This is a genomic window from Spongiactinospora sp. 9N601, from assembly GCF_044326295.1.
GTDB classification, from domain to species: Bacteria; Actinomycetota; Actinomycetes; order Streptosporangiales; family Streptosporangiaceae; genus Spongiactinospora; species Spongiactinospora gelatinilytica.
Window position 1 is genome coordinate 52251 of record NZ_JBIRBB010000027.1, and the last position, 23575, is coordinate 75825.

The 23575-nt window shown below is 70.5% G+C and carries 27 protein-coding genes and 1 tRNA gene; 13 read left to right on the top strand and 15 right to left on the bottom strand.

Annotated elements, in window-relative coordinates; all coding sequences use genetic code 11:
- On the bottom strand, positions 1-987 hold the full coding sequence (locus tag ACH34R_RS41020) for a radical SAM protein (RefSeq protein ID WP_397567021.1): 987 nt from the start codon (positions 985-987) through the stop codon (positions 1-3).
- A gap of 174 nt (positions 988-1161) precedes the next feature.
- Between ACH34R_RS41020 and ACH34R_RS41025 the strand changes: the two genes are divergently transcribed.
- Positions 1162-2169 carry a hypothetical protein gene (locus ACH34R_RS41025; protein WP_397567022.1) on the top strand — a complete coding sequence of 336 codons (1008 nt, stop codon included), beginning with the start codon at positions 1162-1164 and terminating at the stop codon, positions 2167-2169.
- Positions 2170-2222: 53 nt separating this feature from the next.
- Positions 2223-2681 (top strand): GNAT family N-acetyltransferase, encoded by a 459-nt coding sequence (locus tag ACH34R_RS41030; RefSeq protein ID WP_397567023.1) that lies wholly within the window; start codon positions 2223-2225, stop codon positions 2679-2681.
- Positions 2682-2702: 21 nt separating this feature from the next.
- On the opposite strand, the gene ACH34R_RS41035 is transcribed toward ACH34R_RS41030, so the two are convergent.
- Positions 2703-3488: an aminotransferase class IV family protein gene (locus ACH34R_RS41035; RefSeq protein WP_397567024.1), complete on the bottom strand. Its 786-nt coding sequence runs from the start codon at positions 3486-3488 to the stop codon at positions 2703-2705.
- Between the two features lie 4 nt (positions 3489-3492).
- The gene (locus ACH34R_RS41040) at positions 3493-4404 is read right to left on the bottom strand and encodes a LysR family transcriptional regulator (RefSeq protein ID WP_397567025.1); all 912 of its coding nucleotides are present in this window, start codon (positions 4402-4404) and stop codon (positions 3493-3495) included.
- 67 nt (positions 4405-4471) lie between these two features.
- Between ACH34R_RS41040 and ACH34R_RS41045 the strand changes: the two genes are divergently transcribed.
- On the top strand, positions 4472-4882 hold the full coding sequence (locus tag ACH34R_RS41045; RefSeq protein ID WP_397567026.1) for a hypothetical protein: 411 nt from the start codon (positions 4472-4474) through the stop codon (positions 4880-4882).
- Between the two features lie 4 nt (positions 4883-4886).
- Here ACH34R_RS41045 and ACH34R_RS41050 read toward each other — a convergent pair whose 3' ends face one another.
- Entirely contained in the window at positions 4887-5657 is a 771-nt protein-coding gene (locus tag ACH34R_RS41050) for a serine hydrolase (protein ID WP_397567027.1), read from the bottom strand.
- A gap of 216 nt (positions 5658-5873) precedes the next feature.
- On the opposite strand from ACH34R_RS41050, the gene ACH34R_RS41055 reads away from it, so the two are divergent.
- Positions 5874-6269 (top strand): VOC family protein, encoded by a 396-nt coding sequence (locus tag ACH34R_RS41055; RefSeq protein WP_397567028.1) that lies wholly within the window; start codon positions 5874-5876, stop codon positions 6267-6269.
- A 43-nt stretch (positions 6270-6312) separates the two neighbouring features.
- Here the strand turns inward: ACH34R_RS41055 and ACH34R_RS41060 are convergent, their stop codons facing one another.
- A complete protein-coding gene (locus tag ACH34R_RS41060; protein WP_397567029.1) occupies positions 6313-7161 on the bottom strand; it encodes a nitroreductase/quinone reductase family protein in 849 nt (282 codons plus the stop codon).
- 380 nt (positions 7162-7541) lie between these two features.
- Here ACH34R_RS41060 and ACH34R_RS41065 point away from each other — a divergent pair, with 380 nt between their 5' ends.
- A complete protein-coding gene (locus ACH34R_RS41065) occupies positions 7542-7781 on the top strand; it encodes a DUF6343 family protein (RefSeq protein ID WP_397567030.1) in 240 nt (79 codons plus the stop codon).
- Positions 7778-8731 (top strand): TIGR03557 family F420-dependent LLM class oxidoreductase, encoded by a 954-nt coding sequence (locus ACH34R_RS41070; protein WP_397567031.1) that lies wholly within the window; start codon positions 7778-7780, stop codon positions 8729-8731. Before ACH34R_RS41065 ends, ACH34R_RS41070 begins: the two co-directional genes overlap by 4 nt.
- On the opposite strand, the gene ACH34R_RS41075 is transcribed toward ACH34R_RS41070, so the two are convergent.
- Positions 8724-9749 carry a DNA topoisomerase IB gene (locus tag ACH34R_RS41075; protein ID WP_397567032.1) on the bottom strand — a complete coding sequence of 342 codons (1026 nt, stop codon included), beginning with the start codon at positions 9747-9749 and terminating at the stop codon, positions 8724-8726. The genes ACH34R_RS41070 and ACH34R_RS41075 overlap by 8 nt on opposite strands.
- A 10-nt stretch (positions 9750-9759) precedes the next feature.
- Positions 9760-10491, bottom strand: coding sequence for a FadR/GntR family transcriptional regulator (locus tag ACH34R_RS41080; protein WP_397567033.1), 732 nt, complete (start codon positions 10489-10491; stop codon positions 9760-9762).
- 80 nt (positions 10492-10571) lie between these two features.
- On the opposite strand from ACH34R_RS41080, the gene ACH34R_RS41085 reads away from it, so the two are divergent.
- Complete coding sequence (locus tag ACH34R_RS41085; RefSeq protein WP_397567034.1) at positions 10572-11405, top strand: fumarylacetoacetate hydrolase family protein; 834 nt, start codon at positions 10572-10574, stop codon at positions 11403-11405.
- Here ACH34R_RS41085 and ACH34R_RS41090 read toward each other — a convergent pair.
- The 6 genes from ACH34R_RS41090 to ACH34R_RS41115 are packed head-to-tail and all read right to left on the bottom strand — an operon-like array spanning position 11402 to position 17759.
- Complete coding sequence (locus tag ACH34R_RS41090) at positions 11402-12040, bottom strand: transaldolase family protein (protein WP_397567035.1); 639 nt, start codon at positions 12038-12040, stop codon at positions 11402-11404. The genes ACH34R_RS41085 and ACH34R_RS41090 overlap by 4 nt on opposite strands.
- Before the next feature lie 20 nt (positions 12041-12060).
- Positions 12061-13515 (bottom strand): xylulokinase, encoded by a 1455-nt coding sequence (xylB, locus tag ACH34R_RS41095; RefSeq protein WP_397567036.1) that lies wholly within the window; start codon positions 13513-13515, stop codon positions 12061-12063.
- A 2-nt stretch (positions 13516-13517) separates the two neighbouring features.
- Positions 13518-14165, bottom strand: a complete 648-nt coding sequence (locus tag ACH34R_RS41100) for an SIS domain-containing protein (RefSeq protein WP_397567037.1) — start codon at positions 14163-14165, stop codon at positions 13518-13520.
- On the bottom strand, positions 14162-15700 hold the full coding sequence (locus ACH34R_RS41105; RefSeq protein ID WP_397567038.1) for a sugar ABC transporter ATP-binding protein: 1539 nt from the start codon (positions 15698-15700) through the stop codon (positions 14162-14164). The genes ACH34R_RS41100 and ACH34R_RS41105 overlap by 4 nt, the downstream gene beginning before the upstream one ends.
- Positions 15701-16711, bottom strand: a complete 1011-nt coding sequence (locus ACH34R_RS41110; RefSeq protein WP_397567039.1) for a substrate-binding domain-containing protein — start codon at positions 16709-16711, stop codon at positions 15701-15703.
- A gap of 7 nt (positions 16712-16718) precedes the next feature.
- Positions 16719-17759: an ABC transporter permease gene (locus ACH34R_RS41115; RefSeq protein ID WP_397567040.1), complete on the bottom strand. Its 1041-nt coding sequence runs from the start codon at positions 17757-17759 to the stop codon at positions 16719-16721.
- A 108-nt stretch (positions 17760-17867) separates the two neighbouring features.
- Here ACH34R_RS41115 and ACH34R_RS41120 point away from each other — a divergent pair, with 108 nt between their 5' ends.
- Both ACH34R_RS41120 and ACH34R_RS41125 read left to right on the top strand, forming a co-directional pair.
- Positions 17868-18827 (top strand): sugar-binding transcriptional regulator, encoded by a 960-nt coding sequence (locus ACH34R_RS41120; protein WP_397567041.1) that lies wholly within the window; start codon positions 17868-17870, stop codon positions 18825-18827.
- Positions 18828-18964: 137 nt separating this feature from the next.
- Positions 18965-19582 (top strand): hypothetical protein, encoded by a 618-nt coding sequence (locus ACH34R_RS41125; protein ID WP_397567042.1) that lies wholly within the window; start codon positions 18965-18967, stop codon positions 19580-19582.
- Here ACH34R_RS41125 and ACH34R_RS41130 read toward each other — a convergent pair.
- Positions 19573-20754, bottom strand: coding sequence for an acyltransferase family protein (locus ACH34R_RS41130; protein WP_397567043.1), 1182 nt, complete (start codon positions 20752-20754; stop codon positions 19573-19575). The genes ACH34R_RS41125 and ACH34R_RS41130 overlap by 10 nt on opposite strands.
- 191 nt (positions 20755-20945) lie before the next feature.
- Between ACH34R_RS41130 and ACH34R_RS41135 the strand changes: the two genes are divergently transcribed.
- The 4 genes from ACH34R_RS41135 to ACH34R_RS41150 all read left to right on the top strand — a co-directional run bounded on the left by ACH34R_RS41135 (position 20946) and on the right by ACH34R_RS41150 (position 22971).
- A complete protein-coding gene (locus tag ACH34R_RS41135; protein ID WP_013130296.1) occupies positions 20946-21065 on the top strand; it encodes a DLW-39 family protein in 120 nt (39 codons plus the stop codon).
- Positions 21066-21123: 58 nt separating this feature from the next.
- Complete coding sequence (locus ACH34R_RS41140) at positions 21124-21846, top strand: HAD-IA family hydrolase (protein ID WP_397567044.1); 723 nt, start codon at positions 21124-21126, stop codon at positions 21844-21846.
- 110 nt (positions 21847-21956) lie between these two features.
- A tRNA-Ala gene (locus ACH34R_RS41145) sits at positions 21957-22032 on the top strand.
- 261 nt (positions 22033-22293) lie between these two features.
- The gene (locus ACH34R_RS41150; RefSeq protein WP_397567045.1) at positions 22294-22971 is read left to right on the top strand and encodes a hypothetical protein; all 678 of its coding nucleotides are present in this window, start codon (positions 22294-22296) and stop codon (positions 22969-22971) included.
- Between the two features lie 91 nt (positions 22972-23062).
- Here ACH34R_RS41150 and ACH34R_RS41155 read toward each other — a convergent pair whose 3' ends face one another.
- Positions 23063-23467, bottom strand: coding sequence for a tyrosine-type recombinase/integrase (locus ACH34R_RS41155; RefSeq protein WP_397567046.1), 405 nt, complete (start codon positions 23465-23467; stop codon positions 23063-23065).
- Between the last annotated feature and the right edge of the window lie 108 nt (positions 23468-23575).

Sequence of the window (23575 nt, forward strand, 5' to 3'; positions counted from 1 at the left end):
CTACTTCTCCGTGGGGCGGCACTTGTTGGGCTTGCAGTTCCTTACCGGATTACAGTTCTGATCTTTGGGGGCGCAGGGCCCGCAGCCATAGTTCGGCGCGCAATTGTTCGTTGGGCGGCAGTTGTGCTGAGGCCGGCACGAGGGACTACAGTCTGGGCTGCACGGGTCGGGTCGGCATGGCTTGTTGGGACTACAAGCCGGACGCTCCCCGAATTTCCTGCGCAGATCGCTCATGATCTGGCCGAACGTCTCGCTGACGAGGATAGCCGGTAGTGACGATCGATGGACATCGCCTGCGGGCAGCCAACGAGCGAACACGCACGGCCAGACCTCCCCGGTGGGGGAGATGGCGACTTGCCGGTCTCCGCAGTTGCCACAGAGTTGATCGACGCCCGATCCGCTCTCCCGGATGCCACGCCTCTCCCGGATGCCACGCCCGACTTCCCGTAGATCGTCATGCCCGATGTCAGAGACGCCCAGTCGTTCGAGGACGGCGGTGGCCTGGTCGATACGCTGCCGATGGAGAACGTTGATCACGCCGGCGCGAAGCGGGATACCGAACTCCCTGGCGCGAGCGATGTTCCTCGTCGTGGCCCGGAGGGATGGCCGCTTGGTGATGGCCCGATGTTCGTCGGCCTGGTCGGAGTAGTAGGAGGTCGCCAGCCGAACCCCGGGCAAGCGGAAGGTCTCCCACATCACCGGGGTGACATGGACGAGATTCGTGTAAATCTCGACTTCCATCCCCATGTCGAGAGCATGCCGTACGAGCTGTGGCAATGCCGGGTGCAGGGTCGGCTCACCTCCGATGAACTGGCCCATCGTCGCCCCGGCCGCGCGAGTCTGGGTGATGACGCGGTACCAGTCCGAGACGGTCATCGTTCCATGGGCCTTGTCGGGGCCGGACGAGGCGTAGCAGTGGCGGCAAGCGAGTTGGCATCGCCCCGTGATCTCCCACCACGCGTGATCGAGAAGGTCAAGCTCGGGCAACGTACCTCCTGCGTAGGTCGGATGCGTCTCGGGAGACCCAAGAGATGAATTTCGGTGGCGGGGGCGGGGTGGGCCGGTAACCTGAGCGTAGTCATGCGAACGCACTCCGCATCCATACGTGAATCGCGGTACACAGACGAACGCTCGAACCCCAGCCGAGGGAGCCCCCCACGCATGAAGATCGATGGCGAACCGCTGATCACCGCTATGCCCGGGGAGGTGCTGGAGCGGGACATGATCCTGCGGATCCTGCACACCCTGGAGGAGGTCACCGACAAGGTGCTGGCCGACTTCACCGCCGCCGCGCGGAACAGGCAGGAGCTGTACGACGCCGAGGAGGTCCGGCATCCCGATATGGGGAAGCGTACGACGCCCGAGGTGAGCATCGATCCGGTGGGGTCGATGATCAATCACCGGACGCTGCTGGCCGAGGAGTGCGAAGACCGGCTGGAAGACGCGGCGTACGCGTTCACCGCCTGGTGGGCGGATGTGTCCGTGTGCGCGGTGGCGGCGGCGCTCACCGGGCTGTCGGTGACGGTGGTCCGCGTACGGGCGGCCGATCCGGCCGCGAACATGGAGGATGACGAGCTGGCCCTGCTGCCGGCCGTCCCTGAGCACGTGCAGAAGTACGCCGAGCTGGCCGTCCTGCTGGACGAGCCGTTCCTGAGCGGCCACGACCTCGGTCCCGGGCTGTTGCCGGTGGGCGGGCGGGAGTACGCCGAGCGGGTCGGGCTGCGGGTGCGCTCGCTGCCCGACGGCAGGGTGACGGTGGTGGCCGGTGGGTGGCCGGAGGCGCGGCGACGGCGGTTGTGGGGGCCGCAGTGGCTGGAGCACCGGGCGCCGGTCCTGCCGGACACCGGCCTGCTCATCCGGCATCTCGCGGAGGTGGACGCGCCGACCGCGATGATCGCCGCGATCAGGGAGGTGGCGGTGGGCGTGGACAACACCGTCGAGGCCAAGGTCCACGCGGACGAGTTGCAAAAGCGCATGGAGGAGCTGGCCGACGACCAGAGCGAGGGCGTGGCGGACAAGGTGCGCCAACTGGAGGACCAGGCCAATGCCGCGTGGAAGCAGGGCGATGAGCTGCCCTACCGGCTGGCCGCGTACGCCCGCGTGCTGACCAGCCACCTGCCCACGCTCTACCGGCTCTGTGACGATCGGTCGGCGGATGACACCCCGTGAGCCACCGCGCCGGCCGGTCGCCATGCGGCGGCCGGGCCGCATAGCCTCGGCGTATGAGCGATCATGCTTTCGTCCCCGGTGACTTCGCCGTCCCCCGGTCCCTGGTCACCCCGCGGTTCCGTCTGGAACCCCTCAACCCTGAGCACAACGCCGCCGACCACGCCGCCTGGACCAGCAGCATCGAGCATATCCGCGCGACCCCGGGCTTCCCGGACGGAAGATGGCCTCCTGTGGACGGCATGACCTTGGAGGCCAACCTCGCCGACCTGCGGCGCCACGCGGACCACTTCACCGAGCGCCGCGGATTCACCTACACCGTTCTCGAACCGGCGAGCGGCGAGGTGATCGGATGTGTCTACATCTATCCCTCTGACAGCGACGACCACGACGCCGATGTGAGCTCCTGGGTCAGGGCCGATCGAGCCGAGCTGGACGTGCCCTTGTACGAAGGCGTATCAGCCTGGCTGTCCACGCATTGGCCCTTCGAGCGGCCCCACTACGATCCGCGCTGAGACCACCCCGTCCCGCGGGGACTACACCTGGTCCTGCGGGATCGCTTCGTAGCGGTCGCGGAGCAGGCCGATGATCGGGTGGTCGGCCGGGAAGGAATGGCCGTCGATGGCCGTGATGGGCCGTACGCCGATCGCGGTGTTGGTCGCGAAGGCGGCCCGCATGGCGGGGAGGTCGCGGGAGCCGACGGGGGCGGTGATGGTCGCGTCGTGGGCCTGCTGGAGCAGGCGCATGGTGATGCCGGGCAGGATGGTGCCGCCGCCGTCCGGCCAGATGACGCGTTCGCCGTCGAAGAAGCCGATGTTCCAGGTCGGGCCCTCGGTGACGGACGGCGCATCCGTCACGAACAGCGCGTCGTCGAAGCCGGCGAGTTGCGCGCGGCGGCGTTCGTGCAGGGCGCCGAACAGGCCGAGGTGCTTCACTTGCGGCAGGTCGCGCTGGTAGCGGGCGGTACGCACGCGCATCGGGGACGGCGGCAGGGCGACGGCCGGCCGGGTCGTGACCAGGACATGGGGATGGGCCTCGGCACCCGGGCGGCCCAGGTCGAGGGCCGGGTCGAACACGCTCACCCGCACCACGAGCGGGCCGGACGCCTCGCGCAGCGCGTGGCGCACGAAGTCGCGGACCCTCTCGCGGTCGAGGTCGGCGGAGAAGACGGTACGGCAGTCGCGTACGAGCCGGTCGAGGTGCGGCGTGAGGCCGCGGACCCGGCGGCCGGGCTCGACCCGCATTGAGGTGAAGTGACCGTAGTTGACCAGGCCCAGGGCCTGGAGGGCGGCGGGCTGGACGGGTACGCCGTCGAGTTCCATGTGATCAGGCCGGGGCCGGATGGGCCGTGGCGGCGATGGCGATGGCGGTGGCGGTGCGGACGAAGGCGGCCACGGCCGGGGAACGGGACTCCGCGGGCCAGGCCAGCACCAGCTCCAGCGGGGCGAGGTCGATGACCGGCCGGTAGGCGATGGCCGGGCGGGGATGCCGCCGGACGATCGACTCCGGAGGGAACCAGACGATGGCGCCCAGTTCGATCAGGCTGAAGATCTGCGCCGGGTCCTGCGGCAGGTCCTGCGGCAGGGGCGAGGCGGAGGCCCCAGCGGGAACCGTGCCAAGCCGGCGGAGACCGCCCTGGTCGGCGGGGGTGCCGTCGGGGAGGATGCGGCCCGCGAGGTCGGCCAGGCGCAGGCCGGTACGCGCCGCCAGCGGGTCGGTCGCCGCGATGGCGAGGCGGCGCGGCTCGGTCACGAACGGCTCCACGTCGAGCCCGCGGTCGTCGAACGGCCGGGACAGCAGCGCGATGTCCGCGCTGCCGTCGCGCAGCGCCGGCTCCTGCCGGTCGCGCCCCCCGAGCACCGGCTCGACCGGCAGGGCGGCGGCCTCGCGCCGGTAGGCGGCGAGGACCTGCGGCAGCAGCCCGCCGTCGTAGTCGGCCTTCATCGCCAGCCGCAGCCTGGGTTCGCCCTGTCCGGCATGGCGGGCCCGCTGGGCGGCGGCCGTGACCGCGTTGAGCGCCGTCCGGGCGTCGCGTAGCAGCGTTTCACCGGCAGGCGTCAGGGTGACCCGGCGCGTCGTACGTACCATCAGCGGCACGCCCAGTTGCCGCTCCAGCTCCCGGATGGCACGGGACAGCGGGGGCTGGGCCATGCCCAGTCGTTCGGCGGCCCGCCCGAAGTGCAGCTCTTCGGCGACGGCCACGAAGTACCGAAGCTGCCGCACCTCCAGCTCACTCATACCGCCACGGTAGCCCGGCGACCAGGGCCTCGACTACGAGGACGTCACCTTCCCCTCGGCGGACGGGGTGCCGCTGGAGATCAACTTCATCCCGGACCACCGGATCCTGCACGAGGCGGGCTTCAACGTGCTCGCGTACGACCTGCGCAGCCACGGTCACAGCGGCGAGGGCAACGTCGGCTCGCTGAAGTACGCCCGCGACCGGCGGGACACCCGCGACATGGCCGTCGGACCGTTCGGCCGGTGCCTGGGCGGCCATCCGGCCGCGTTCGCCGCGTACGAGAAGCGGCGCGGGGCGCGGGCCGAGCGGGTGGTGGCCTACTCGCGGACCATCAGCGACGGCAAGGCCGCCGGGCCGGTGGCCCGCGTCTTCCGCGACCTGATGATGCCGGTCTTCCTGTGTCGCGCGGCCAGCGCCGAGGGCCTGGCCTGGATGTACCGTCACCACATCGACCGGGACCGGCCGGTCGCCGCCTGATCGCCTACGCGACGTGCGGCCGGGGGACGCCCGCCAGGGCGGCGATCTCGACGCCCGCCTCGCGCACCCGCCGGACCAGCTCGTGGTCATCGCCGCCGACCGTCGGGCCGTTGGCCAGCACCGCGTACCCGATCCTGCGGACGCCGACCAGCACCCCCACGTCGGTGCGCACGCCCTCGTCGATGCCGGTCTTGTTGGCCACCCAGATCGTGCCCGGCGCGGTCTTGTCCGGGATCTTCCGGGACTCGGGGTCGTGCGGCACCAGGGCCGGGACCAGGCAGCGGTCGGTGTTGTGCGCCATCCAGCCGAGCATCGTGCGGGTCCATTCCTCCTGGCCGTCCAGCAGGGCGGCGAAGCGGGCCAGCTCGCCGGCCGTACCGACCGCGAAGTGCGGCGGGTCGGACGGCAGGCGCGGCTCACGGACGCGGTCCAGGACGCGGGTGCGGATCAGGCCGAGCCGGGCGGACTCGTCGGTGACCCGGTCCAGGCCCAGGTGGCGCAGCAGCGCGTTGGTCGCGGTGTTGTCGCTCACCGAGGCGACCAGCACGGCCAGGTCGGTGATCGTCCAGCGGCGCTCGGAGAGCACGCCGAGCAGCCCCGAACCGTTGACGTAGTCGGCGTCGCGCACCTCCACCACCTCGTCGGGGGCGAGCGTGCCGGCCGCCAGGCCCCTGGCCACGCCGGCCAGCACGAGCAGCTTGCCGGCGCTGGCCAGCCGCAACTCGGCGTCGTCGTTGATGGAGATCTCGCCGGGCACGGAAATCGCGATCCTCACATGCCCACCGCCGTCCGGGTCATCTCTGCCATCCTCCGCACCGCCGCATCGCCTCCCAGTCAGAAGGCCCCCACCACCGGGACACGCCTCCTTCAACAGTTTCCCAGCACCCGACGCACCACCCCTGCCCGATGTCGGATCTTCCTATCAATCGCCCTTTGCCAGGCATTAGATCGCCCTTGACTTATATAAACGGCAACTGAAATAGTTGCCCGTATGACACAGAAGGTCACGACGTTCCTGATGTTCGAAGGCGCGGCCGAGGAGGCGATGAACTTCTACGTCTCGCTTTTCGACGACTCCGAGATCCTGGCCATCACCCGGTACGGCCCCGAGGGCCCGGGAAAGGAGGGCAGCGTCATACACGCCACCTTCAAGCTGGCCGGCCAGGAGTACATGGCCATCGACAGTTACGTGTCGCACGGCTTCACCTTCACCCCGGCGACCTCCCTCTACGTCCAGTGCGAGTCCGAGGCCGAGCTGGAACGGCTGTGGGCGGCCCTCGCCGAGGACCGCACGCCGCTGATGCCGCTCGGTGAGTACGGCTTCAGCAAGCGGTTCGGCTGGACCAACGACCGCTTCGGCGTCTCCTGGCAGCTCAACCTGGCCTGACGGCCGGGGGTGATCCCCGGCCGCCAGGTGGAGCCGGCAAGGCTCAGAAGGTGAACTTGTTCAGGATCGGCAGAAGCTGTTCCTCCTCGTAGTCCAGGTGGGCGAGGAGTTCGGTGGTGAGCCGTTCGACCTCCCCGGCGAGTACGGCCGGCTCGGGCGCGTCGGCCGCCAGCACCGCCTTGAGGTCGTCGAGCAGCCGGGCGACCACCTCGTGCTCTTCGCGCAGCCGGGCCAGCGCGGGGGCCAGTTCGGGGTTGCTCCGGTCCAGTGCCGGGAACATCCCGTTGTCCTCATGGCCGTGGTGGACGGTGAGATTCTGGCACATCGTCAGGCAGTTGACGCGGAGCTGCGCGCCCAGCACCGGCCCCGACGCGGCGATCTCCTTACGGATGATCACCAGCTCGGTGCGGAACGACTCGTGGACCTTCCGCAGCATCTCGCCGAGCGATGCGGGACCGCCCGGACCGTCCTCGCCCGGCCCGTCGTCGATCGGGGTCAGGGCGACGACCGGGATCACGCGGGTGGTCTTGGCCTGGTACTCCGCCCAGCCCGGGTCGGCCTCGACCGCGCGGGCGAACATGGCGTCGCGCTCCGCGCCCTCCAGTACGGCGGCCCGCGCCTGGAAGGTGAAGGCCCCGGTCTCGACGGTGACCACCGGGTCGGCCAGCAGGTTGTGGTACCAGGCCGGGTGCCTGGGCGAACCCCCGGCCGAGCCGATGATCAGCATTCGGTCACCGTCGGGGAGGTAGCCGACGGGGGTGGTGTGCCGGGCGCCGCTCCTGGCTCCCGTGGTGGTCAGCAGCAGCAGCCGAGCGTCCTCGAAGGGGCCCCCGACCCTGCCGTCGTTGGCGAGGAACTCGTCGATGATCTGCTGATTGAAGTCAATGGGCATACTGCGTAGTGCTCCTGGCATGGGTGAAAGCGACCAAAAATGGAACGACCAAAATGGAACGACCAAAAATGGTCAGACGACTGGTGTGATGACGGATCGCGCGCAGGCTGGAGCACACGCCGATGAGGGCGTCAGGTGGTGACGAGACACTCGTGACCGCCGCGGGGACGCGGGCGCGGGAGCGGGCGCGCGAAAGGCGTGCGGGTCAGCCGCCGCCGGTGGCGTAGAAGCTCACGACATCATCCCCTGCGGGTCGGGTGCCGCTCGCCGCCACCGATGATCGGCTCGGCGTTACGACACGCGTCCATTACAGGGGCATTGCCGAAACCTTGTCAACCTGATAACAGGTTTCGCCGGAGACGGCTGGGCAGGGGGTCCCCATGTGGGGAAACCGGAGCGGCACCGAGCCGAAGAACGCCAAGAGCCCGCTGCGCGTCCGCGCCGGTCTCGCGGCGGTGGCCCTGCCGCTCGCCCTGGCGGCCACGATCTTCTTCGTGTACCGGGCGATCGCCACCGGCGAGTCCGTCTGGACGGTGGAGGCCGTCATCGCGGCGGCCGTGGCCGTCACCGCCGCCATCGACCTGGTCGTGATCAGACGGAGGATGGGGAACCGGCCATGACGAAGTTCGGATACTTCCTCGCCAGCGAGGAGCACGGACCCAAGGACCTCGTACGGCAGGCCAAACGCGCCGAGCGGGCCGGCTTCGAGGCCCTGTGGATCTCCGACCACTACCATCCGTGGGTCGGCGAGCAGGGCGAGAGTTCGTTCGTCTGGTCCGTGATCGGCGCGATCACCCAGGTCAGCGCGCTGCCCATCACGACGGCGGTGACCTGCCCGACCGTGCGCATCCATCCGGCGATCATCGCCCAGGCCGCGGCCACCAGCGCGGTGCTGTCGGAGGGCAGGTTCCGGCTCGGCGTCGGCACCGGGGAGGCGCTGAACGAGCACATCGTGGACTCCCGCTGGCCGCCGCTCGCCGAACGGCTGGACATGCTGGACGAGGCCGTCGGCCTGATGCGCGACCTGTGGACCGGCAAGCTGGTCACCCACCGCGGCGAGCACTACGAGGTGGACACCGCCCGCCTCTACACCCTGCCGGTGGACCCGCCGCCGGTCTTCGTCTCCGGCCTCGGTCCCCGGGCGGTGGAACTGGCCGGGCGGATCGGCGACGGCTACATCTGCACGCGTCCGTCCGCCGAACTGGTGACGATGTTCCGCGAGTCCGGCGGCGCGGGCAAGATCGCCCAGGGCGGCCTGAAGGCGTGCTTCGCGCACAGCGAGGAGAAGGCCCGCGAGACCGTCCACCGGATCTGGCCGAACGAGGGCGTCCAGGGCGAGGCGTCGCAGCTTCTCCCGCTGCCCCGGCACTTCGAGCAACTGGCCGGGATGGTCACCGAGGAGGCCGCCACGGCGGGCAAGCCGTGCGGGCCCGACCCCGAGGTCCACGCCGCCGCGCTGCGCGAGTACGTGGACGCCGGCTTCGACGAGGTCTACGTCAACCAGATCGGCCCGGAGCAGGAGGAGTTCTTCGAGTTCTACGCCGACAAGGTGCTCCCGCTGGTCAGGTGACCGGCTCGGGCCAGGGCGCGGCGCGCAGCAGCCCGATGACCGCCTGTTCCGGCTCGCCGTGGGTGGCCAGAACCGAGTCGCCGCCCGCCAGTCCGCCCAGTCCGATGGTCACGCCCTGCTCGTACCGGTCGATGACCCGCGGATCGACGTAGGAGGCCCGCGCCACCGCCGGGGTGTTGCCCAGGTAGTCGGCGACCTCGGCCATAACCCGGGCGACCGCCCGTTTGCGCGCCGCCGCCCGCGCGGACGCCCGTGCCGACACCGCGAGCCCGACGGCCGCCAGCACCGTGGCGTGCCAGGTGCGGAAGTCCTTGGCGGTGACCTCGTCGCCGAAGACCTCCTTGAGGTAGTCGTTGACGTCGTCGCTGGTCACGTCGCGCCAGCCGGCGCGGGCATCGCGGTAGCGGAGCAGTTCGGGGCCCGCGTCGGGCCGGGCGAGCAGCGCCCTGATCACTTTGCAGACGTCCCGGTCGGTCAGGATGGTCTCGTGGGGTTTGCCGCCCTTGCCGGGATATCGGCAGGCCACCACGCCGTTGCGCGCCCGCACATGCTCGGTGCGCAGCGTGGCCAGCCCGAAGGAGTCGGTGTACTCCGCCCCGCCGACCCGCAGGAACCCGGTGTCCAGGATGCGCGCCGCGGCGGCCAGCACCCGGTGCCGGGTGAGCCCGCGCCCGGCCAGGTGCCCGGCCACGGTCTCGCGGAACGCGGGCAGCTTCTCGGCCACGTCCAGGACGTGCTCGAACTTCAGCCGGTCCTGCTGCTCGCGCCACACGTCGTGGTACCGGTACTGCCTGCGGCCCGCCGCGTCGGTGCCGACCGCCTGGAGATGCCCGTCCGGCGAGGCGCAGATCCACACCTCGGTCCACGCGGGCGGTACGGCGAGCGCCCTGATCCTGGCCAGCGTCCCGGCGTCGCGCACCGGCTCGCCGCCGGGCAGGTGATAGCTGAAACCGCGCCCTCGCCGCCGCCGCAGGATGCCCGGTTCGTTCGGATCGCTCTGCCGCAGCCCGCCGTTCATCCGCCTGCGGCTACCCGCCGTCCCGCGGTGCTAACGGCCCGCCGGGCGGGACGGTGTTGTGCTCGCGCATCAGCCGTTCGGCGCGCTCGGCGTCGTGGCCGGCGATGGCGTCCACGATCGCGGCGTGCAGCTTGTGGCGTTCGTCCAGGTAGTCGGGGAGCGTGCGGGCCTGCTCCTCGTACAGTACGGCCAGCGTGTGCGTCTCGATCACCTCCAGCAGGCCGGTGTAGATCGAGCGCAGCACCTGGCTCGGGCTGACCGCCGCGATCTTCTTGTGCAGCCGCCAGTTGGCCCGGGTGAACGCGGTGGCGTCGGGCGTCTGGGCGGCCTGGGCCATCTCGGCCAGCACCTCGCGCATCTCGGCGATGTCGGCGGGGGAGGCGTGCCACAGGGCGTCCTCGACCAGCAGTGGGTCCAGGGCGTTGCGGATGCGCACGGCGTCGGCCACCGAGGTCTGGGCGTCGGCGAGCGCGAGTACGGCGTTGCCCAGCCGTACCATCGGCGACTGCTCGGTGGCGAACAGGCCGCCGCCGGGGCCCGGCCGCACCGACACCAGGCCGCGGGCCTGGACCAGCCGCAGCGCCTCGTTGAAGGTGCCGACCGAGACCCCGCAGCGGGCCCGCAACTCCTCCTTGGTGCCGAGCCGCGCGCCCGGCTCGGCGGCACGGGCGAACGCCGCGATGCGGTCGGCGGCCATCTCGGGCCGCGACCGCGTGTCACGCCGTGCCCTGGGGTCAGCCATGGGGTCAGCTTGACATACATCGCGGCATGTGGGAGAAAATTCCCCATATTCATAATGATGAATTGACCCTGGGGGCTCCCGTGCGCATCGCGAATCTCGACGGCAGGCTGGTGCTGATCACCGACGGCGGCGCGGTCGACGCCGAGCGGGCCAGCGGCGGGGCCTTCGGTCCCGACCCGCAGGCGGTGTTCGAGCGCTGGGCGGAGTTCACCGCGTGGGCGCGCGACGCGGACGTGTCGCAGGCCCGGCCGTACGACGTCGCCGACCTGCGCGCGCCCGTCCCGCAGCCCCGGCAGATCTTCGCGATCGGCCTCAACTACCGCGAGCACGCCGTCGAGTCCGGGTTCGAGATCCCCCAGCACCCGGTGGTGTTCACCAAGTTCGCCTCGTCCATCACCGGCCCGACCGGCCGCATCGGGCTGCCCGACGGCAAGGTCGACTGGGAGGTCGAGCTGGTCGCGGTGATCGGCGCCCGCGCCTACCAGGCCGACGAGTCCAAGGGCTGGGACCACGTGGCCGGGCTCACCGTGGGCCAGGACATCTCCGACCGGCTCACGCAGTTCATCGCGCCGCCGCCGCAGTTCAGCATGGGCAAGTCCTTCCCGGGCTTCGCGCCGATGGGCCCGGTGCTGGTCACCCCGGAGGAGTTCGACGACCGCGACGACATCGCGCTCGGCTGCACGCTGAACGGCGAGCCGGTGCAGGACGCCCGCACCAGCGACCTGATCTTCGGCATCCCGGCGCTGATCGCCCGCCTTTCGGCGGTGCTGCCGCTGCTGCCCGGGGACGTGATCTTCACCGGCACCCCGTCCGGCGTCGGCCAGAGCCGTACCCCGGCCCGCTTCCTGACCCCTGGCGACGAGCTGGTGACCTGGGTGGACGGCATCGGCGAGATGCGGCACACCTTCGGTTAACCCGCCGCCGTGGCCTCGAACTCGGCCGCCGCCGCGAGCGTCAGCTCGTCGGCGAGCAGCGCCTCGCACAGCGGCGCGCCGAGCGCGAAATCGGGCACGCCCGCGGCGGCCAGCGCCGCCACGTCGTCGGGGCCGCGCAGGCTCGCCACCAGCACCCGCGTGCCCTTGCCGGCCAGGAGCCGCTGCATGGCGATGGCCTGCTCCACCCCGTTCCTGCCCTGGTCGGTCATTCGCCCGACGTACGGGGCGATGTACCGGGCACCGGCCGCGTCCGCGAACAGCGCCTGCGCCGCGTGGTAGACGGCGGTGATCAGCACCGGCACCTGCCGGGCGGTCAGCAGCCTGGCCGCCGCGAAGCCCGCCCGGGTGGCCGGGATCTTCACCACGGCCCGCGGCCCCAGGTCACGGAGCCTGTTCGCGCTCGCCAGGATCTCCTCCTGCGTGGTGCCGAGCGTCTGCATGAAGACCTTCGCGGCCCCGGCCGCCGTCGCCCACTGGTAGACCGCGGGCAGGTCCGCGTCGCTCAGCCCGGCGCGGCCGAGCAGGGCCGGGTTGGTGGTGATGCCCGCGAACAGGCCGGTGGCCAGCAGCGGCTCGACGGCGGAACGATCGGCGGAATCGACGTAGAGGGCCATGGAATTCCTTCGCTAGGGGATCAGGTCGTGATGGTGGTCGCGAGGGCGAGGTACCGCTCCAGCGCGGCCGGACCGCCGCCGGGCCGCGGGCCGGTCGCCGTGGCGGCGGGCGGGCACCACGCGTCCCGTACGACGGGCACGTCCACGCCGCGCAGGACGGCGGCGGCCTGCGCGCACGCGCCCCGCGCGGTCGCCTCCGGCGCGTCGCGGGTGATCACCGGCCGGTCCAGGGCGTCGGCCAGCACCTGGCGGTAGGCGGGCGAGCGCGCCCCGCCGCCCGCGGCCACCACCTCGCCGTCCGTGGCCACCCCGGCGGCCTCGATGGCCCGGTGCCCGCGTACCAGCCCGAAGATCACTCCCTCGAACGCGCTCAGCGCCAGCCCCTCGCGCGTCGTGCCGGTGGTCAGCCCGGCCAGCACGCCCTGCGCGCCGGGCAGCGCGGGACTCCGCTCGCCGTCCAGGTAGGCGGCCAGCGCCGGGCGGGTGGAAAGGTCGGTGGGGTCGGCGGCGAGCGCGAGTTCGCCGAGGCCGGTCACGTCGGTGCCGAGCAGCGCCGCGAACGTGTCGGTGACCTTGGTCGCGTTCAGCGTGCAGACCAGCGGCAGGTACCCGCCGGTCGCGTCGGCGACGCCGTCCACCCAGCCGGTCGGGTCGCGCACCGGGCGCGTACTGACCGACAGCACCACGCCCGAGGTGCCCAGGCTGTAGGCGACGTCCCCTTCGGCGAGGCCCAGCCCGACCGCGCCGAGATGCTGGTCGCCGCCGCCGGGGCCGACCGGCGTGTCCGGCCGCAGGCCCAGTTCGCGGGCCGCGTCGGCGCTCACCGTGCCCGCCGGCTCGGCCGGGCCCAGTACGCGCGGCAGGGCCGCGGCCCAGTCCACGTCCGCCGAGACGAACTCCGCCAGCAGGTCGGTCCGCCACCGCCCCTCGAACGCGGCGTAGTAGCCGGTGCCCGAGGCGTCGGAGCGGTCGGTGACCCGTTCGCCGGTCAGCCGGTAGGTCAGCCAGTCGTGCGGCAGCAGGACCGTGGCGATCCTGGTCAGATTCTCCGGTTCGTGCTCGGCCAGCCAGGCCAGCTTGGTGATGGTCAGCGCGGCCGTGGGGGTGAGGCCGATCGCGTCCGGCCAGTTCACGCGCGGGCGCAGGGCGGCGGCCTGCCGGGCCGAGGTGGTGGCGTTCCACAGCTTGGCGGGACGGATCACCGCGCCCGCCGTGTCCAGGGCGACCAGCCCGTGGCACTGCGCGCCGACGCTCAGCGCGCCGATCTCCGCAGGCCGTACCCCGGCCGCCGCGCACGCCCCCGCCAGCGCGATCCGCAGCGCCGCCCACCAGGCCGCCGGGTCCTGCTCGCTGACCGGCGGATGGGTCACCGGGTGCGGCGCGCGGCCACTGCCGAGCAGCGCCCCGGAGTCGGCGTCGCGCAGCTCCACCGTGCAGGACTGGGTGGAGCTGTCGATCCCCGCGACGAGGGGCATGATCAGGTCTTCTCCGTGGCGTCGAACGTCAGCGCGGGCAGCGGGTCGGGGACGTGCTCGATCCGCCCCACCGCGCCGGACGGGTGGCTGTGCAGTACTCGGTCCCAACCGTAACCACGCAGCCGCATGAGCACGTAGGCCAGGGCGTCCCCCCAGACCGCGACCGCCAGCGTGGACCCCATCGCGATCACCTCGCCCGGATCGACCTCCGGCGGGCTGTCCAGCTCGACCACCAGGTCGGCCCGGCGGCCCAGCTCCGAACCCGCGTCGGCGGTCAGGGCGATCACCATGGCCCCGCGCTCGCGCACCCGCGTGGTCAGGTCGTTGATCTCGCCGGACCCGCCGCCCCGGGAGATCGCGATCAGGATGTCGCCCTCGGTGACCGCGCCCATCGTGCCGTGCAGCGCGTCCGCCGCCTGGATGAACACCGCCGGGGTGCCGCACACGGCCAGCAGGTGCGCCATCCGCCGGGCGATGGCACCCGAGGTGCCCGCCCCCGTGACGAACACCTTGCCCCGGCACTCGTAGAGCCACCTGGCGGCCTCGACGAACGTCTCGTCGAGCTGGTCGGCGACGCCCAGCACCCCGCCCGCCTCGCGGCGTACCGCCGCGCGACCCTCGCGCAGCACCTCATCGGCCACGGCCGTCATACGTTCGTTCCCTTCGTCGAGTCGGTCCAGGCGGTGTGCCTGAGTGCGGCGGGTGAGAGTTCGGAGGCCGGGCGGGTCACGCCGTCGCAGCGCCCGTGGGCGAACGTCACGACGTCGTCGGCGACGTCCAGGATCTCCTCCTCCTCGCTGGAGACCACGATCACCGTCATGCCCTCGTCCGCGGCGAGGCGGCGCAGCAGCCGGTGGATCTCGTCCTTGACGCCGATGTCCACGCCCTTGGTCGGCTCGTCGAGCAGCAGCAGCCGGGGTTCCTGGGCGAGCGTGCGGGCCAGCAGCACCTTCTGCTGGTTGCCGCCGGACAGGCCGACCACGGGCGCGGCCCGGTTGCCGCGCACCCGGAGCTGGTCCATCAGGCGGGCGGCCCGGTCGGCCATGGCCCGCCGGTCCAGCACCCCGAACCGGGTGAACGTGCTCAGCACCGGCAGCACGACGTTCGTCGCGCAGTCCAGTTCCGGGACGATGCCGTCGATCTTGCGCTCCTCGGTGAGGTAGACGACGCCCGCCCGGCGCGCGTGGGCGGGGCTGCGCGGCCGGTACGGCTCGCCGTACAGCTCGACCCGGCCCCCGTCGATCCGGTCCAGCCCCACCAGGCCGCGCAGGAACTCCGTGCGGCCCGACCCGATCAGCCCGTAGACGCCGAGCACCCGCCCCGGGTAGGCGTCCAGCGTCACCCCCGCCAGACTGGGCGTGCGCAGGTCACGGACCCGCAGGCTCGGTTCGGCGTCCGCCGGGACCGCCGGTACGGCCGGCCGCGCCCGCGCGGTCATGTGCGTGGCGGCCTCCTCGCCGGCGATGGCCTCCACCACGGCCGCCCGGTCCACCTCCGCCACCGGCCCGGCGATCCGCACCCGGCCGTCCACCAGCGCGACCACCGAGTCGGCGACCGTGTAGAGCTCGTCGAGTTTGTGGTCGATCAGCAGTACGCCGACCCCGGTGTCGGCGGCGAGGGACTTGAGCAGGTCCAGCAGCCGGTCCACCTGGCCGCCCTCAAGGCTCGTGGTGGGCTCGTCCAGCAGCAGGTAGCGGGTGTCGCGCTGGATCGCGACGGCGATCTCCAGCAACTGGCGGGTGGCCACCGGGTAGTGGCCGAGCGGCCGGTCCACGTCCACCGTCAGGCCGAACCGCCCGGCCAGGTCCCGGGCGGTGCGGCGCATGCCGTCCCGGTCCAAGGTCCCGGCGCGGCGGCGGCGTTCGCGGCCGAGGAAGACGTTCTGGGTGATGGTCAGGTTGGGCAGCAGCGACAGCTCCTGGTAGACGGTCGAGATGCCGGCCCGGAGCGCGGCGGCGGGGCCGCCGGGCGGCACGCGCTCGCCGTCCACGCTGACCGTGCCCTCGTCCGGGCGGACCGCGCCGGACAGGGCGCGCAGGAGGGTGGACTTGCCCGCGCCGTTGTGGCCGACCAGGCCGACGACCTCGCCCGGCCGTACGGTGATGTCCACTCCGGACAGCGCGGGGACCCCGGCGTACCGCTTGACGATCCCCTCGGCCCGCAGCCCCTCCCGCCCGGTGTCCACCTAACCCACCTCACCCGGTGCGGGGGTCTGGCCCTTGGTGAAGAGCTTCAGCGGGCGCAGGATCTCCGCTTCCGGCGTGGCCCCGCCGAGCCATCCGGAGATCTGCTCGATGACCCGCTTGCCGTAGTCCTCGGGCTCCTGGGCGACGCACGCCGGGTAGTCGTCGGTGAGCGGCTGGTCGGCGGCGCAGAACCCGTAGACCTTGGCCTTGCCCTTCGAGGCTTGGATCGCGCCGTAGGCGGCCGGGCCGGTGCTGGCGAACAGCACGTTCACGCCCGGGTTGCCCTGGAGGAGTTCGGCGGTGGCGGCGAGGCTGTCGTCCGGCTTCACGTTGCCGTCCACGCGGGCGACGATCTCGGCCTTGGTGTTGGTGTTGGTGTTGGCGTTGGCCGCGATGGTCTGCTCGAACCCCTTGTCGCGGGCGACCACCGGTCCCTCGTCGGGCTCGGTGATGAAGCCGATCTTCAGCTCGGCGTCCTGGCCGAGGTCCTTGAGGACCTGCTCGGCGACCTGCTCGCCGCCGGCGACGTTGTCCGCGCCGAGGTACTGCACGATCGAGGCGTTCTGCGCCTTGAGCGCGGCCGGGTCCACGGTGACGTTGACCGTGAACACCGGGACCCCGGCGTCGTTGGCGGCCCGCACGATGGCGGCGGCGGGCTCGGACTTCACCGGGTTCAGCGCGAGCGCGCACGGTTTCTTCTGGAGCATCGCCTGGACCTGCGAGAGCTGCGCGGCGTCGTCGTCGTTGGCGATCTGCACCTCGATCTTGAAACCGGCGGCCTTGCCCGCGGTCTCGAAGCCCTGCTTCATCGCGACGTAGTAGGGGTTGGTGAGGTTGGGCAGCGCCACCGCGACGTACTTCTCGGCGGCCTCGCACGCCTGGGGCCTTGTGGCGGCCTTGGTCTCGCCGGTGCCGGTGCCTGTGTCGATGACTGATGATCCGCAGCCGGTGAGGGTGAGGGGGAGGGCGATGAGGGCCGCGCCCGCGGCCACGGTGAGACGTCGCTGCATTGAACTGCTACCTCCGGTTTCCGAGGTTTCCGAGGTTTTCGAGGGGTGCTGGGGTGACTCCGGTGGGCGTGGTCGGGGGGCCCGATCTGGTGAAAAGCCGGGAGAAGTCGGATAGCGAGAGCTTGCGGCGGTAGGTGTCCAGGCTGACGCCGAGCAGGATGATCACGCCGATCACCAGCGGCTGCCAGAAGCTGTCCACGCCGATCACGTTCATGCCGTTGGAGACGGTCGCGATCAGTACCGCGCCGAGGAACGCCCCCGGGATCGACCCGATCCCGCCGAACAGGCTCACCCCGCCGACCACCGCCGCCGCGATGGAGAAGAACAGCTCGTTGCCCGAACCGGCGGTCGGGTAGCCGACCATCAACCGGCTGGTGGTGATCAGCCCGCCGAAGGCCGCGCACAGCCCGCTGATCGCGTAGACCAGCATGGTCGTCCTGGCGATGCCGATCCCGGCCAGCCTGCTGGTCTCGGCGTTGCCGCCGACCGCGTAGATGTGCACGCCGGTCGCGGTGCGCCGGAGGAAGAACGTCAGCACCGCCGCCGCCACGACGACCAGGAAGACCGGCATCGGGATGCCGAAGATCGCGCCGCGGCCGATGATCGCGAACAGCGGGTCGGCCACGGACACCGACTTCGCGCCCGTCATGATCTGCGGGATGCTGGCGGCGATGCCGAAGGTGGAGAACGTCACGATGAACGGCGGAAGCCGGAGGTAGTGGATGACCGCGCCGTTGAACAGGCCCACGACGACCCCGGCGATGACGGCCACCAGCACGGCGACCGGCCAGCTCGCCCCCTCACGCATGACGACGGCCGCGAGCATTCCGGTCAGGGCGACGTTCGAGCCGGTGGACAGGTCGATGCCGCCGGTCAGGAGCACGAAGGTCTGCCCGAGGGCGAGGAAGGCGATCACCGCGCCGTTGAGGAGCAGGATCTCCAGGTTCTCGAACGTCCGGAAGTTGTCCGACAGCACGCTCATGACGAGCGCGACAAGGATCAGGATCCCCAAAATCCCGACCTCGTCCGGCATTCGGCGTGACTTCACCAGTGGCATACTTGACTCCGCTCATTTGAGCGCAACAGGCGCTCGGTTGTGTACTCTATGTTCTGTCAATCCGGACAAACAACCCATGCAGTCGTAAAGAGGTAAAGGATGAGCGACGTCGACGCTCGGCTGAGCAGGCTGACCCTGGCTGAGCGGAGGCTGCTGGCGACCGTCGCGCGGCGCTTCTACATCGACGACGCCTCGAAAGTGGAGATCGCCAAGGAGCTGGGGCTGTCCCGGTTCAAGGTCGCCCGGCTGCTCGAACAGGCCAAGGCCACCGGCATGGTGACCATCACGCTGCGCGACGTCGGGTTCGTGGACGAGGCCCTGTCCGAACGGCTGCGCGCCCACCTGGGGCTCAAGGAGGCCGTCGTGGTCGAGACCCTGGGCACCGAGGCCGAGGCCCGCACCCAGGTCGGCACGGCCGCCGCCACCCTGCTCACCGAGACCCTGCACGAAGGCGACGTACTCGGCCTGGCCTGGGGCCGCACCCTGACCGCGATGACCGAGCAGTTGACCGCGCTGCCGCCGGTCTCGGTCGTGCAGCTCACCGGCGCGGTCGGTTCCGACCTCACCGAGTCCCCGGTCGAGGTGGTCCGCCGCGCCTCGCTGAGCGCGGGCGGCAGGGCGCGGGCGATCTTCGCGCCGCTGCTGGTCGAGAACGCCGCCACCGCCGCCGCGCTGCGCCGGCAGAGCGACGTCGCCGAGGCCATGGCGCTGTTCGAGCGGGTGACCGTGGCCGTGGTCGCGGTCGGCTCCTGGGACCCGCCGATCTCCCAGCTCCGGGCCATCCTGAACGACGACGACCTGCGCGAACTGACCGCGCAGGGGGTTCAGGCCGAGGTCGCCGGGATCCTCCTGGACGACGGCGGGCGGCTGGTGGGCGGCGATTTCGCCGACCGCTGCCTGTCCATCAGCGCCAGGCAGCTCTCCCGGGTGTCCCGGGTCATCGCGGTCGCGGCGGGCGCGAACAAGGCCCGCGCGGTCCGCGCGGTGGCCAGGTCCGGCCTCCTGACCGCCCTGGTCACCGACCGCGCCCTCGCCGAAGCCACCCTGGCGGACCTGTGAACGACCTCCCGCGCAACGCCGCGAGGGCCTCCAGTCCCGCCGAGCCGGGCGGACCCTGTGGTCCGGGCGGGCTCTGTGGTCCCGCGGGGCCCGGCGGGGCCCGTGGTCCTGGCGGGTTTCGTGGTCCCCGCGGGTCGGTGCGGGTCGCGGGGTCGCTGTGGTCGGTACCGGCCGGGGAGCGCCTGGCCGAGGCCGTACGCCTGCGCGACGCCGGACTCACCGTCCTGCACTGGGACCTGACCGACGGCGTGTTCGCCCGCCCCGGCGGTTTCACGGCCGACGCCGCCCGCGAACTGACCGCCCGCACCGGCCTCGCCGCCGAGGCCCACCTGATGGTCACCCGCCCGCTCGACCACGTCGACGCCTGGACCGGCTTCTGCGAGCTGGTCGTCGTTCACGCCGAGGCGTACGGCTGGCGGGAGGCCGCCGCCCGCGTCGAGGCCCGGGGCGCGCGCCCCGGCCTGGCTCTCTCCCCGGGTACCCCGCCCACTGAGGCCCCCGCCGAGCTGGACGTCCTTGTGATGTCGATCACTCCCGGCCACGCGGGGGCCAGGTTCGAGGACTCGGCGCTGCGTTCTTTGCGGCAGGCCCGGTCGCTGGGCCTCGCCCGGATGGTCGGTGTGGACGGCGGTCTCACCCGCGAGGCGGCGATGCGCGCCGTGGCCGCCGGAGCCGACTGGATCGTCAGCGGCACCGCCCTGTTCGGATCTCGTGATCCCCGCGCCTGGCTCGCGTCGGTCCGGCGTCAGGCGTAACGTTTGGCGATCCGGCGTCCCAGGCGCTGCATCGGGGCCTCCACCAGCCGGTACGTCAGCCAGCTCACCCCCAGCAGCACCGCCACGAACCCGACCGCCGCCGCCGCCTGCACCGGCCACGCCGAGTCGCGCAGACTGCCGGTGACCGTGAGCATGTACTTCAGCAGCGGGTGATGCACCAGGTAGAGCGAGTAGCTGATCAGCCCCAGCCAGGCCAGCACCTTCGGAATCCGCCGCCGGCGCAACGCCATCCCCACCGCGAACGTCCCCGCCGCCAGCACCATCGTGATGGTCCACGCCGCCGGCTGCACCCACCACCAACCCGCGTGAATCGACCAGAACGGACTCAACGTGATCAGCACGCCCGTGGCCAGTACCGGCCACAGCGACGCCTCGCCCCGCTCCCAGCGGTAGATCGCCGTGCCCGCGAACATCGACGCCAGGATCGCCGCCGCCAGCCACGGCACATAGCTGCCGGTCATGAGCAGGACGACGGCGACCGCGCCCAGGATGTAGGCGGCGATGGTACGGAGATATCCGGAGATCAGGCAGAACATCCCCACCGCGAACAACGCGAACGACGCGTACGCGGGCCACGTGCCCTTCAGCAGCGGCGCGTTGAGCAGCAGCCCCGCCACGATGGCCACCACCCCGAAAACGATCGAGATCGGCCCGCTGGCGCGGTGCACACCGGCCACGAACAACGCCGTGACCAGCAGATAGAACACCATCTCGTAGGAGAGCGTCCACATCGTGTCCACCATCCCCGCCTGGTGGACCACATCGAGCAGCATGCTCGCGTGCGCGGCGGCGGCCGAGGGGTCGCGCGGTACGTGCGGCCGGACGGGGACCCACCACGACAGTGCGAGAACGACCGCGATGGTGAGCAAGTAGAGGGGATAGAGGCGAAATATCCGGCTTATCCAAAACGCACGGATATCGCCTTTGCGTTCCAGGGACGCCGGAATGATATAGCCGCTGACCAGGAAGAACACCAGCACGCCGTACATCCCGAGATTGAACGCATTCGGCCGCAGCGCGGGCGCCACATAGGGCAGCATGTGTTCGGCCACCACGGCGAGCGCGCCCACCCCCCGCAGGCAGTCCAGCCAGGCGAGGCGTTGCGACGCGGAAACCGATGCGGTCGTCGTGACCGGAGAGGCCGTTACCACCCACCAACCGTACCCATCGCCCATCAGCTCGTGTCACACGACGAGCGCATGAATCGTCGTAACGGCGTATCGTGGCAAACCGGGCTGCAATCCGGGCTCTGGCCCGATCCCTTGCTAGGCTGCAAAGAACCGATGGAACCGGGCGTTGTCTCACCCCGGCAGGTGAGACCGTCAAGAAGTGGGGTCACACCGTGAAGAAGCTGCTCGTTCTGGCGCTGGTCGCTCTCGGGGGGCTACTGATCTGGCGCAAGGTACAGGCTGACCGTGCCGAGCTGGATCTGTGGACTGAGGCGACCGGTAGCGAGAACTGACCGCCGCGGAGGCAATGCGGGTCCGCCGACGGTCCATGAGCACAGCGGAGGTGCAGGCGTGTCGATCGCCACGCCCATAAAGCTGGCCTGCCTGGACCTGGCGGGCACCACCGTCGGCGACATCGCGATGGTGGAGCGCGCGTTCGCGGAAGCGATCGCGACCCAGGGCATAGTCCCCGGGACCGGCGCGTACGCTCGCGCCATGGTGCACGTACACCGGTCCCGGGGCCGTCCGAAGATCGACGTCTTTCACGGCATCTTCCCGGACAACGAGGCCCAGGCCCAAGCCGCCAACCTCACCTTCGAGCGCGCCTACGCCGGCGCCATCGAACGCTCGGGCCTCATCCCCGTCCCGGGCACCGTCGAGGCCCTCGACAAGATCCAGGCCGCGGGCATCCAGATCGCCCTCATCACCGGCTTCAGCCGGGCCACCCTCGGCCGCGTGCTGTCCGCCCTCGACTGGTCCGACAAACTCGACCTCGCACTCAGCCCGGAAGACGCCGGCCGCGGTCGCCCGTACCCGGACATGATCCTCACCGCCGTCCTCCGCCTCGGCATCGACGACGTCCGCCACGTAGCCGTGGCCGGCGACGCCGAGTCCGACATGCTCGCCGCCCGCCGCGCCGGCGCCTCCGCCGCCATCGGCCTCCTCACCGGCGCCCACAGCAAACAACGCCTCCTCTCCGGCGGCGCCACCCACATCCTCGACACCTTCGCCGACCTCCCCACCCTCCTCCTCACCCCCATCCCCACCACCGAACCCACCCCCACCCCCTGCTGACCCAATCCAGCGACCACCGCCGGCGAAGGCGTTATATGCTGTGCTCGCGGTGCACAACGACCACAGATCCGCCCACCCTGGCGTATCCGCAGGTCAGACCCACCCTCCAAGGGGCCTTAGCTCAGTTGGCAGAGCGCCTGCTTTGCAAGCAGGAAGTCAGGAGTTCGAATCTCCTAGGCTCCACCACCATCAGCCCAGGTTAGAGCGCCTGCTCGGCCTGGGCTTCGTGCTGCTGGGGAGAGCTAGGCAACCGTACAGCAGCGAAGTACAGCAACGGTGGCGGCGCGAGCTGGTCGTCGAGGTAGCTAGGTCGCGATCCTGGCATCCGTGCGCAAGTTGCCGCAACCTGGACACAGCAGACGTATGATCCTTATCGGGAACTGGTGCTTCCCTTCGCCTCGTTGAGCAATCAACACCTCAGACGCAGATTCCCCAAAGGATTTCTTGGTGCTCGATATTGATGCGCTACTAGAATCCCCCGTCACCCTTCCGTTCGGTTTGGGTGATGCGCCGATATGGTCTCTGCTTATTAGTGCGATCATCTTAGGGGTTCTATTCGTTCTCCTCATCTGGGGGGCAGGTGGCGAAAAAGTAAGCTCTCATAGCAAGGCAAGTCTCGACCAGCAATCGGCGCGCGGGAGCGCGCTCAGCGGTAAGAGCGGTGTTGCCGCAGTGATACTCACCGCGGTTATCTTCCTCACTGGTATTTGGCAATGGCAAGAGCAGCGAAGCGATGACGAGCTTGGTCGTCACGCCGAATTTGTCGGACGTGTAACGGTATTGGGTTACCTCGGCTCTAAAGTCAGATGGGTTGTCATTCGAAACGCGAATTCGGCGGCGATTGACGTGATTGTATGGGTCGATACGAAAAAATATGGAATTCAATATGTTCGAGTGCTAGTGCCCCCGTGTAGCGAAGCGAAGTTTCAGGTGTGGCCTTATAAGGGTTGGGCGGCCTTCGTTGCGAAAGGGGGGATGTATTGGATGCCTGGGACTGATCCGATACCGCTGAGTGGTGCTCAGCTTCAAGCGTACGGAGCTACCCTTGAGGGTGATAGGTACGAATTTTCGGGCAAGCGATTCGACACCCCTGCCATTAGAGAGATTGCTGTATGTAACGCCTAGTTGTACTGGGCCTTATCGGAGAAATTCGCCTGAAATTAGGCTTTACCTGCTTGTGATGCCTGTCTTGCGATCAAGTTAGCGTCTACTGGAACTAGCCCAATTGGTCGCCAAGGCGTATTAGCGCATTGCGGGTCTCCTCTGAGGAGACCTCGCTGTACACGTTCATGGTCACCGCGATCTGGCTGTGCCGGAGAATCTGCATGGCCACACGCGGGTGAACGTCCAGGGCGACCAAGAGGGACGCGCAGGTCTTGCGGGTGGCGTGGACGTGGACCTTCCTCACGCCGGCCTTCTCGCAGGCATTGGCGAAGCTGCGGCGGAAGTTGGACGGCTCGATCGGTCGGCCACTGGCTGTCGTGAAGACCAGGCTGGTTTCCTGCCACGAGTCGCCTGCGGCTTCCCGGGCGTCATCATGAGCCCGTAGGCGGTGACGGAGGGCCGTCGTCACGATCTCCGGGAACGGAAGCGTGGCGTCTGAGTGCGTGTTTGAGAAGATCGTTTCTGGGTCAGGGGCAGAGGTAGCGGGGTTGGCGTCGTGCGGGTCCGCCCCGGGTGATGCGGCGGGCCATGCCCGCGATGGCGGCCCAGCGGATGAGCGCCTCGG